This is a genomic window from Bacteroidota bacterium (assembly GCA_016183775.1).
Classification (GTDB): Bacteria; Bacteroidota; Bacteroidia; order JABDFU01; family JABDFU01; genus JABDFU01.
The window spans coordinates 1-11,822 of record JACPDY010000139.1; the positions used below are offsets into that span (position 1 = coordinate 1).

At 39.4% G+C, this 11,822-nt stretch carries 9 protein-coding genes; 4 read left to right on the forward strand and 5 right to left on the reverse strand.

Features of this window, described 5'->3' with window-relative positions:
- Nucleotides 1-724: 724 nt before the first annotated feature.
- The 4 genes from HYU69_15815 (at nt 725) to HYU69_15830 (ending at nt 6,903) form a co-directional block, all read left to right on the forward strand.
- On the forward strand, nt 725-3,658 hold the full coding sequence (locus HYU69_15815) for a hypothetical protein (GenBank protein MBI2271808.1): 2,934 nt from the start codon (nt 725-727) through the stop codon (nt 3,656-3,658).
- Nucleotides 3,659-3,663: 5 nt separating this feature from the next.
- A complete protein-coding gene (locus HYU69_15820; GenBank protein ID MBI2271809.1) occupies nt 3,664-5,742 on the forward strand; it encodes a hypothetical protein in 2,079 nt (692 codons plus the stop codon).
- Between the two features lie 66 nt (nt 5,743-5,808).
- Nucleotides 5,809-6,306: a hypothetical protein gene (locus tag HYU69_15825; protein ID MBI2271810.1), complete on the forward strand. Its 498-nt coding sequence runs from the start codon at nt 5,809-5,811 to the stop codon at nt 6,304-6,306.
- A gap of 81 nt (nt 6,307-6,387) precedes the next feature.
- The gene (locus HYU69_15830; GenBank protein ID MBI2271811.1) at nt 6,388-6,903 is read left to right on the forward strand and encodes a hypothetical protein; all 516 of its coding nucleotides are present in this window, start codon (nt 6,388-6,390) and stop codon (nt 6,901-6,903) included.
- Between the two features lie 2 nt (nt 6,904-6,905).
- Here the strand turns inward: HYU69_15830 and HYU69_15835 are convergent, their stop codons facing one another.
- The 5 genes from HYU69_15835 to rpiB all read right to left on the reverse strand — a co-directional run bounded on the left by HYU69_15835 (nt 6,906) and on the right by rpiB (nt 11,475).
- A complete protein-coding gene (locus HYU69_15835; protein MBI2271812.1) occupies nt 6,906-7,352 on the reverse strand; it encodes a hypothetical protein in 447 nt (148 codons plus the stop codon).
- 33 nt (nt 7,353-7,385) lie between these two features.
- Nucleotides 7,386-7,832, reverse strand: coding sequence for an rRNA maturation RNase YbeY (gene ybeY / locus HYU69_15840; protein ID MBI2271813.1), 447 nt, complete (start codon nt 7,830-7,832; stop codon nt 7,386-7,388).
- Nucleotides 7,833-8,062: 230 nt separating this feature from the next.
- Nucleotides 8,063-9,442, reverse strand: a complete 1,380-nt coding sequence (locus HYU69_15845) for an iron-sulfur cluster-binding protein (GenBank protein MBI2271814.1) — start codon at nt 9,440-9,442, stop codon at nt 8,063-8,065.
- Between the two features lie 6 nt (nt 9,443-9,448).
- Nucleotides 9,449-11,038: a M28 family peptidase gene (locus HYU69_15850; GenBank protein ID MBI2271815.1), complete on the reverse strand. Its 1,590-nt coding sequence runs from the start codon at nt 11,036-11,038 to the stop codon at nt 9,449-9,451.
- Nucleotides 11,032-11,475, reverse strand: a complete 444-nt coding sequence (gene rpiB / locus HYU69_15855) for a ribose 5-phosphate isomerase B (protein MBI2271816.1) — start codon at nt 11,473-11,475, stop codon at nt 11,032-11,034. The genes HYU69_15850 and rpiB overlap by 7 nt, the downstream gene beginning before the upstream one ends.
- Nucleotides 11,476-11,822: the final 347 nt, after the last annotated feature.

The following is an 11,822-nucleotide window of genomic DNA, read 5'->3' on the forward strand; positions in this document are numbered from 1 at the left end:
GAAACCATGTGATACAACAGCAAACTTTTATTATGACGCTTATGAATATGTTCACTCATAATGCAAATGTAATGCTTTAGCTCACGCACACCCCGAGGCAGAGCCTCGAGGTATTATTTGAATAAATGTTATGCCGCCCCGATGGGGCTTCGAATCATTGAGTTTTAATTTTCTACCAGGATTTCGCTCCTAACGGAGCTATTAAAATCCCGTAGGGATGGAATCTTGGTAGAAAAAAATAACAAATAATTTTTAAAGCCCTGTAGGCCTGCCTGCCGGTAGCTACGGTGTGGGCACAAATATGTATAATTTTTAATCGAATATATTGATTTCGATTAAAAAAACACCGAAGGTGTGATATTATTGTAGAATAAATTTGCAAGAAAATAAATTAAACCCTGAAAGGGTGACATAAAATAATGTCAACCCTTCGGGTTTCTTCACCGTGCTGGCGATATCTTTCTACAATAATGCCATCCCTTCGGGATTTCAAAATTGAAAAAGATGTGTCCACACGGTAGCTGCAGGCAGGCAGGGGCGACATATAACATTTCAAATAGATAAATTTTAAACAGTTTCTAAATGCATTGCTTATAAAATATATAAATCCGTATAAGCCGAAGGGCTTATATTATCTGAATACCAACTGGAATACTGAGGCATGACGAAGCGGCTATACAAATATTTTTAAATTTAGACCATGTACTAACATCGTACATAATTTATGAACTTGTCTTTTTTTCCCTTTCGCTCACCCATTCCGCCAATAGGCCATATATTCATTTATGTACTATTCCTTTCATTACTATCACCCCGGGATTGCTTATCCCAATCCGATTCCCTGAGTCCTTATGCGCAAAAGGTTATTTCCACTGCAAAAGATGTTGAAACAAAAAATAAACTGGTCGGCAAACTTGATCCGAATGCGATGGCTTCATTGCCAATTGGCATTGTAAAAGAAATTGGTGTAACAAAATACATTATTGCCATTGACAGCGGCGTTTTTCGTCCGAACGGAGCGTTTTTCAGTGCCTACATGGCGATCGAACTTCCCGGATCTGCAATTCCGCTTGCCTTTGCCGCCAAAAATTTATCGTTCAATCCAAAAGGTGTGGTGGCCGGTCCGCTTACCCGATTGATGCTGGTTAGCGAACACCGTATTAAAATTGGTCCCGATATAACGCTGCACCTTAAGCCCGACGGAACAAATTATGTTGAATGGGATTGCAATGGATTCCGTTCGGTAAGTCTTAAAGGCTACTTTGAATTCGCCCCCGGAATGCTGCTGCCCGACACAACTCAAACACATGAAAAATTTGTTACGGCCGGCTTTCAGCTGATCACAAACGATCTACATAATTTTGTGGCGGATGTGAGCATAAGCCCGTTCTGTATAAACGGGCTGAAAGATTTTTCGTTCACTGTTAAAGATGCCGCAGTTGATCTGAGTGAAATAGCAAACGTCCCCGGCATTCTTTTTCCAAAGGGCTATCCAAATACAGGAGGGATCAATCCTGTAATGTGGACCGGGTTTTACATACGTGAACTAAAAGTAAAGCTCCCGCCTGAGCTGTCGAAAGGAGGAAACCGGATAGAAGTTTCTGCAAACACTTTTTTGATTGACAAAACCGGGATCTCCGGCAGCATTGGTGTAAACAATTTGTTTTCACTTAGCGAAGGAAGCATGAGTGGCTGGCCATTCTCTGTTGATCAACTCGCCATTAATTTTATCAGCAACCGGATAAATGGTTCGTCCATATCCGGACAAGTTCAACTGCCTGTGATGGATAGTGTTTCCACTTTAAAATACACGGCGGGTATGTATCAGAATGTTATAAGTAAAGAAGTTGATTACACGTTTTTAGTTCAACCAAAAAACAATGTCCGTTTCCCGGCGTTTGCTGCCCAAGTAAATATTTATAATACGTCTTCATTTTCAACTTTTAAAACAAATGGCCATTTTATCCCGACTGCGATATTAAATGGCGACATAACAGTAAACCATACAAGTTTAAAATCACCGGCTCTAAAATTTGAGAAACTGATCATTACCACTGAAAAGCCTTTTATTAAAGGAGGTACTTTCGGTTTGTCAGGAACCACCGTTGCAAGTGTAGGCGGTTTCGGATGCAGCATTGATAGCATACGTATCTTACTCAACAATCAACAACCCGAGCTGGACGTTACAGCAACCATAAATTTTATGGATAAAAATGATTTTGGCTTTTCGGCTTCTACGACAGCCCGTGTAATAGCAAAAATGAACAATCCCGTTCCGATAGCCAACGCTGAAAATATCGGTCCTCCCCAAAAAATTTCATGGTCGTTCGACAGGGCAGCAATAAACGATATCGGACTTGACATACAAACACAACCCTATCGCTTAAAAGGGGGAATAGCTTATAAAGAAAATGATCCTGTGTACGGCAGAGGTTTTTTTGGCGGCCTGTTGTTTGAGCTGCGAGCGAAGCCCTCATCGTTTAATATTTCGGTGAATGCGGGCTTTGGCTCCACTCCGACATTACGCTATTGGTATGCCGATGGTATAGTATCGTCAACGATTCCGCTTGGTTCAATTGCCGAAATAAAACGCCTCATGGGCGGCATGTATTATCACCTGAAACCAACAACAGGATTTTCTAGTCTCGCCGGAGCCCTTTCTAAGAATACCAAAAATGTTACCACTCCCGTTAATTATGCTCCTGATGCCAATGCCGGATATGGTTTTCGGGCAGGTGTCACTTTTTCTTCGGTTAAATCGGAAAAGGTATTTAACGGAGATTTACTGTTAACGATAAATATTAATAACAACGGCGGATTAAGCAATATTGCTTTGGATGGAAACGTAGTTTCTCTTTCCACTATCAGCGAGCGTCAAAGCAAACCGGTCAGCGATCAGAAAATTTATGGCAATATGCATATGGAGTATGATAATGCCAATCAATCATTCCATGCCATTATGCAGGCCAATATTAATGTTCCGGGCGTGATAAACGGATCAGGTCTGGCGTTGATCCATTTCGAACCCAATGTATGGTATATATGTATTGGCCGGCCAAGTAATTCACTAAATGTTCGAGTGCTTGATTTTGCCGCTGTGCGTGCCTATTTCATGATGGGACACAACCTTGAGCCAATGCCGCCACCCCCGCCACTTGTTACGGGCATAGTAAATAATTATGGAATCGGCAGCACACGGAATATAATTTCATTGCAAAGTGCCAATGGGCTTGCCTTAGGTGTAAACTTTACAACCGGCCTGAGCGGCAGATTCGGAAACGATAATATAAATGTAAATTACCTCCTGTATGCAGTAGTTGGTTTTGATGTAATGGCCACTGATTACGGAACAAAGGCGAAATGCAGCAATACAAACAGTGAATTAGGGATAAATGGCTGGTATTGCCAGGGCCAGGCCTATTTAGGCCTGCAGGGAAATTTACGTGTTCATGCCGAACTTAATATCGGCAAATGGGATCCGAGTATGGACCTGGATATTTTAAGTTTTTCGGCCGCTGCGCTTTTGCAGGCACAGGCACCTAAGCCTGCTCATTTTAACGGAGCCGTGGGTTTACAGTTGACTGTTTTTGGAGCAGAGATCGGGCCTTACAGTATTCCGTTCTCGTACGGAACACAATGCGGTACTGTTATTAATTGATCGCTATGTCAAAAATATTATCGCGGAATTTTTTTGCAACCGTTGTTATTATTATTGCGGGCCATATAGCAATGGCGCAACCCAACTCCATTTCAATAAAATGTTTTGTCAAAAAAAATACAGTGTTGTTAAGATGGGCAACAACAGATAAAGAATTGTGGACGCTTGGCAACAAGTATGGATATCAAATCGACCGGATACAACTTCCTTCAGCTAATGATCCCGACACTCCTGCCTTTCATTCTTCAACACTTCTCACTTCTGCCCCCATCCGACCCATACCCGAAAGCGACACCGCGTATTGGAAAATATTGATAAAACAAAATCCAAATGCCGCTTTGCTATACAGTTTAATTTATTCCAAGTCGAATACTGCGCAAACCAACGCAAAACAAAAAGAAGCGGCCGATAAACTATTGTTTGGGCTCGCACTTATTAGCTGTGATCATTCCTCAGTGATCGCGAAGGCCGCAGGTCTTTTCTATACGGACTCTGTAATTAACAATGATTCGATTTACGCCTACCGGATAAGATTATCCGGCCCTTCAAAAAATATTACATTCAAACATGCGATGATCGTTGTTGATGCGCGTAAATTTTCCCGGCTTCCGGAAATTGATTCTCTCTCAGGAAAATTCAGAAATAAAAGAATTTCTTTGCGCTGGAAGGCAGCAAATAACAAAAAACACTTTGGGGCTTATATTATTGAACGCAGTGAGGACAGTTTGAATTTTTCCCCCGTCAGCAAAACGCCTTATGTGCTCGCTTATACTCAATTCGAAAAGGAACGGAACTTTGCCGAATACAGCGATAGTGTACCCCAATTTAACAAAACTTATTTTTATCGGGTTCGCGGGCTTTCACATTTTGGGGAAGAAGGACCTCCCGGTAATACCATCAGCGTAAAAACAAAAGTTCTGATCGACGGCTTTCCGGTCATTGACAGTATAAATATAACAGGCAACAAGCATGTAATGTTATACTGGAAAATGCCTGCTTCTATTGATCCTAAAATATTAAAAGGGTTTGCGATAACCCGTTCTGTTAAAGCCGATGGGAACTATGAATATATTAATTCTTCATTGCTTCCTCCCGGTGTCCTGCGATACACTGATGAAAAGCCGCAACACATTAATTATTATAAAATCTGCGCCATTAGCTTAAGTAATGACAGTGTATTTTCATTTCCTGCGATGGTTCAGCCCGAGGACCGGGAGCCTCCGCAAATACCAAAAGGTTTGTCGGGTGCAATTAACAGTTCGGGAATTGTTAAGCTGCAATGGATTTCCAATAATGAAACTGATCTGATGGGATATCGCGTTTTCAGGAGTAATAGTATTGACGGGGAATTTGTTGAAGCTACAAAAAAAATTATTGTTGATACTGTTTTTACCGATACAGTAAATGTTAATACATTGGCGCGAAATATCTGTTATTCTCTTGTAGCTGTAGACCTTGTTTATAATAATTCCGGTTACTCCGCGCCGGTAAAGCTGCCCCGTCCCGATAAATCTGCTCCAACACCTGCTGTAATAAGCAGTATTTTGTTTGACAAGAATGGCATAAATATAAAATGGATAAAAAGCAGCAGTGATGATGTTAATAAATATGTATTGGGTAGACAAGATCGGGATCAGCCAGCAAAAACTAAAATCATAAGAGAATGGAGCGTAACTGATACAACTTCATTTTATTCTGATACCACAGTAGCTGAAGGTAATACTTACACATATTCATTAACCACAATTGATAGCAGTGGAAACAGTTCCCAATGGCACGTTCCCGCAATACATTTTGAGCCGGGCTTACGAAAAAAAATTACCAATTTATCAGCAACAGCCAATAGGAATGAGCGAAAAATTGAACTAAAATGGCAATATCAGCAACCCGGCATTCAGAATTTTATACTGTACAAATCCAAAAAAGGTGATCCGCTTCGCATATATAAAACTCTACCGGGCAACTTAAATTCTTTTACGGATACCGAAGCATCAATTAATAATGTTTATTTTTACGCCCTGAAAGCTGTATTTTTAAACGGTGCAGAGAGTGAGTTGAGTGATGTTATTGAGGTTAATTATTAATTTGTTCAGAGTTTAATTAACCGATTACCGAAAACTGATCACCGATCACCTGAAATTTGAAATAACGTGCGATCATTTCTGTTTATACTATTCATTTTTATCTTTACTTATACCGGCGCTCAGCCTCTTGTAAATGACACCGCAGATTGCCTAGCTGTTGTGGGTACCTTTAACAACAAAAAGAATGTAAAAAATGTTTGGGCCTACCTGTTCCTTGAGAACCAGGTGATCGATTCCGTTGAAACCTATACCAAAAAGGGATTCGCGTTCATTTTAAAACCGAACCGAAAATATTCAATTCTTATCAGCAGAACAGGCTATTATAGCCGCCTGGTCAGTATTTCAACCATTTTGCCGCCCGGTGTTTTACCCGAACCGGTGTTTATTTTTGGCTTTAAATGCGAATTATTAAAACAAAAAAATAAAGTAGATGATTACTGGCTTGATTTCCCTATTGCTCAGGTAGCCTACGATCCCGAAAGTAAAATTTTTGAATACGATAAAAAATATACCCAAACCATTAAAGAGGAGCTACTGAAACTTGGTTTTAACCAGCGGCATTAAAATACGTATATCTATCCATTGGTTTGAGCCGTATTTTTGTAAATTAGCCATCTGTATCAAAGATCCTGTCAATATTAAGCCGTGAAAAAATTGCGTGTCATTTTTTTAATTTTTTGTTTCGCTTTCGTTCTACATGCCGGGGCTCAAAAAAACGACAATAAAGAAAATTGTCTCGCTGTTGTTGGCTTTTTTTTCAACTCTGTACTTATAAAGAACATAAGCGTTTATCTCTACGAAGGTGCCAACATTGTAGATTCTGCAAAAGTTAACAGCAACAAAGATTTCGGATTTGTTCTGGATCGCAACAAGCAATATTCCATTTGTATCATTGCAAGGGGTTACTATCAAAGACTGATCGCGATCAATACGGATCTTCCGGACAATATCAACACAATTCCGTTATTTATTTTTGAATTTGAAATAGAACTGATGCGGGAAGCAAAGGGCGTGGATGACTATTACATGGATTTCCCGATCGCAATTATTGCATTTGATCCGAAAACAGAAACATTTGGATACCGGAAAAAATATACCACCATGATGCAGAAAGAATCAAGAAAAGTTCAGGCGCAATTCAGGGTTCGTAAATCCAGGTAATTTTATTTCTTTTGTACTCCGCAGGTATATTTTGTACTCATTAGTTCTTTGTCCTGGTAAATATATTCAAACTGGTCGGCAGTAAGTGTAACTATTTTAAACTTGTATTTTTCTCCATTATCAAATACCATATTTACCCATACTCTTATTTTATCGTTGCTCCATGTTCCGGTTTTTGCAACACCATCCATTGTTAAAAACACAGTGCCATCCGTCATATATGTCACCCCGTCCTGTTTCTGATTTTCTTCGGGCATATTTACAACACTAAAACGTTCGTAACTTATCAGCTTCCAGGCTTTGCACAAAGCCTCGTCGCGCAATACAGGAGCCGGCGCGGCTGGTTGTTTTGGTTTATACTCTGCTTTGGGGATTGGGGCTTTTTCCTGAGCAAAATATGCTGTTGTAATAAATAATACCGCGATAATTGTTGTGATGATGTTTTTCATTTGAATTTGTTTTATAATAATTCAATATTAAATTTAGTGGAAATGTTTAATATATATATCTTCCTTATGTCTCATTTCCTTTTGGCCCGTTTTGGTTTTATCGTTATAACCCATAAGGTGAAGTACCCCATGTATTATAACTCTCCTTAACTCGTCATCAAATTGCGTGCCTAAAAGCCGTGCATTTTCTTTAACTCTGTCAATGCTAATGAATATATCGCCCGAAATCATCTTTTTATTACCTTTTCCTGCTTTGGATTCAGCATAATCAAAGGTTATAATGTCGGTGTAATAATTGTGCTTTAAATATTTTTTGTTTACTCCGACAAGGTATTTATCACTGCAAAACACATAACAAATCGTCCCTGGCTCATGCTTTTCTTTTACAATAACACCTGTTATCCATTTTTTTATCCGCGATCTGTTTCTCAGCTCAAATTTAATCCTTTCGTTTATAAAATTTATTTCTGATCGGGACATTATGTACAAGGGTTTTTTAAAGTATAAATGTATTCTACCAATATCCTTTGGTCTTGCCTTCCAACACATCTTTGGCCAAAAGCGTTTCCCGCCATAAAGCAACAAGGCCTTTGGTATAGAGGTATTTGGGGTGTAACGACCAGATTCTCATTGTTGTTTTATGAATAGGGCAGATTGAAAAAGATAGTTAATTGCCGAAAGTGTGATTTGGAAAAAAGGAATGAATCCGATTATTTCAGGCCGGTTCGCTCCTTCCATAGTTCATTAAACGATTTGCGTGCTACAGTAGGCAGCGCCCTCCGCTCGCCCCAGGTTTTTTTGAAGAACCGCTTTAGAATAAAATTTTTCATTTTTGCCCCCCCCCTTTCCATCGCTTTTCGTTTCATCATCGCGGCTTTCCAGGCATACCAGATAATATCTTCCGATTTGGTTTTGTGCCCTTCTTCAACAAAATCTTTACGGTTCAACAAAAGCAAATGGTGCAGGTCGATTTTAACAGGACAAACCTCTGTGCATTTTCCGCAAAGGCTCGAAGCAAAACTCAGGTGTTTAAACTCATCTATGCCATTAAAGAACGGACTGATCACAGAACCAATAGGCCCACTGTATGTGGTTCCGTAAGCGTGTCCCCCAATATTTTTATAAATGGGACATCCGTTCAAACAGGCTCCGCAGCGTATGCATGATAATGCCCGACGCTGTTCTGTTTGGGCAAGTAATTCTGTCCGTCCATTATCCAACAGCACAACATACATCTCTTCCGGTCCATCGGTCTCTCCGGCCTGACGAGGACCCGTAAGTATATTATTGTATACCGTCAGATTCTGGCCTGTGCCGTGTGTTGCCAGAAGAGGCCAGAACAAATCGAGGTCCATTAGTGTCGGGATGATTTTTTCAATCCCGACAACAGCAATATTAATTTTAGGGTGCGCGACAGAATTCAGCGCGTTACCTTCATTTTCAGTAACGGCAACCGCGCCGATGTCGGCTATTAAAAAATTACCGCCCGTCACACCCGCTTCGGCTTTTGTATATTTTTCTCTCAGCAATTTACGCACATGCGCCACAATATCCTGTGGCGTCCAATTAATTGGTGTGCCTTGTGTTTCGCTGAATGTTTTAGCCACATCTTCTTTGGAAAGGTGCATGGCAGGAGTTACAATATGATAAGGAGGCTCTTTGCGAAGTTGTACAATATATTCGCCCAGGTCCGTTTCAATGCTTTCAATACCCTCCTTTTCGAGCGCATGGTTAAAGTGTATTTCTTCCGTTGTCATTGATTTAGCCTTGACAACGGTTTTCGTATTCGCTTTTTTTAAGATCCTGTTTATTTCTGACATTGCCTCTACGACATCCTGAGCCCAAATAACCTGGCCTCCGCGCTTTTTAAAGGCACTCTCAAAATCTGTTAAGTAGCGCTCCAGGTTTTCGATGACCTTGTGCTTCAATGCAGCGGCACGGGTTTTGGCCAACTCCAGGTTGCTGTATTGCTTTTTACCATCTACAACTTTTTTATCATACTGCGCGATATTGAACAGCAGCTTACGATGATGTTCGGCATCAAACGTTTTCTTTTCGGCATCATCTAAAAAAGTATCCTGTTGTTCCATTTCCGGCTATTGTTTCACGTCAACTTTTATGCGTTCGTTACGGTTCGCCAGTTCCCAGGCGGTATAAAACACCAGCCGGGCTCGCTTTTCCATCAATTCGAAATTTATTTTACTTATTTCATCCTTTTCCTGATGATAATCGGCATGAGTACCATTAAAATAAAAAATAACAGGTATGTTTTTTTTCGCGAAATTATAATGATCGGAGCGATAATAAAACCGGTTCGCATCATGCATATCATTATACGTGTAGTCAAGCATTAATTTACAATATTGTTTGTTCGCATCTTCGCTAACCTTATGCAATTCGCTGCTTAATTTATCTGCACCTATTATATAAATATAATCCACGCTATCCTTGTGTCTATCATCAACCCGGCCTATCATATCAATGTTCAGATCAACAACTGTGTTTTTCATCGGGTAAACCGGATTTTCAGCATAATATTCAGAGCCCAACAGCCCCTTCTCTTCACCGGCAACGGTCATGAACAAAATACTTCTGCGCGGGCCTGCCCCTTCTTTTTTTGCAAGGGCAAAGGCTTTGGACAATTCAATGACACTAACAGTGCCCGATCCATCATCATCCGCTCCGTTATATACTTTGCCGTCATGAACTCCAAGGTGATCGTAATGGGCGGTTAAAACAACCAATTCCTCTTTCAGATCAGAACCTTCTATATAACCTAAAACATTTTCTGAGTTAACTGTTTTTTCATCAACAGCAATGGTTATTTTAATGTCTGCTTTTACTGTTTTTGAAAATGTTTCTTTTTTGCTGCTGATCTTTTCTTCCCATTTGTTAATGTCTGCACCCTTCGTAGCTAACATTATATTGGCCATTTGTTTTGATATAAAAATAACCGGTATTTTTTCTTTTTTCTTTACAGAATCATTTTTCAATTTCATGCTTTTTGCTTCTATGCGATGTCTGTATTGTTTAAACGCAGAATCAATATTAGCGACAACGACCAACAATATTTTCGCGTTTTTATTTCTTGCAATTTCTTCCTTTTTACGAAAACCGGTTGACCATGCAGTTAGCTTTTTTGTTTTTGAAACAAAATAAATCGAGTCTGTGTCCATGGGTTCTCCATCAAACACCATAACTACTTTATTCTCAACACTTGCTTTTTTATAATCGGAATAATTAAGGTCGTCAATCCCATAACCGGCAAAAACAATTTCTTTAGCTTCAATTATTTGTGCGCTTAATCCGTAAAAAGCCAGGTAATTTTTATCCGCAGCGTAATCTTTATTATTTATTTTAAGAAATACCTCTTTTTTGTATTGTACATCCAGCGGAAATCGCTGAAAATAACTTGTATCACCTACTCCGGGCCGCAGCCTTCCTTCCTTAAATTGCGCAGCAATATAACTTGCAGCCATTTTTTGTCCTCTCTCGCCTGTTTCTCTTCCCTCATATTCATCGGAAGCCAAAACAGAAAGATGCTTTCGTAAATTATCTCCCATAATTGAATTCGCATAACGAATCTGCAGGGGCTCTTTATTTTGGGAAATTAAAGAATGAGAGTACAGCACTAAAACAACCGACAATTGACAACCAATAATCCATAACCGAATTTTCCCTAACATCCCTGCGAAATTTTTTTCACACGCTGCGCATGTCTTCCTCCTTCAAATGAAGTGGTAAAAAAAACATCCACACATGCCTTTGCCTCATCCACATCAATGAACCGGGCAGGCAAACTCATTATATTTGCCGCATTATGTTGGCGGGCAAGTTTAGCGATCTCCCTGTTCCAGCACAGTGCCGAACGTATTCCTTTGTGCTTATTGGCTGCTATATTTATCCCGTTACCACTACCGCACATTAACAAGCCAAATTCAGATTCCCTGTTTTCAACTGATGTGGCAACTTTGTGGGCAAAATCCGGATAATCTGCCCGTTCTTCAGAATCTGTTCCGAAATCTTTTACTGTATACCCCTTTTCTTCCAGGTATTTTTTTAATGTTTCCTTTAATGCAAAACCTGCATGATCAGATCCTAAAGCCACACTTAACTTATTCATTTCTATAGAGTTTGGATAACTGTAAAAGTCCTCAATATTAGACTGACTTTTCAATTCTTATTGTTAATTTTATCAACATAAGAGGTGTTGATATACTGTTTTCGTTGTTATTATCTTACCCAATAAAAAATTTTGTTTGTTCGTTACTTATATCATGCTAATCAATAATTAACACTCCGAAATTTTCTATTCATTACTTATATAATAAATCACACAGTGCAATGAACTACTTTTATACTAAAACTGATAACTAATTAATAAACGTTGATAAGTATACACAGTTCTTTATAAGTCTGTAAACATTTAATAATCAGTTATTTATTATCTGATAAAACGTTAATAAACTA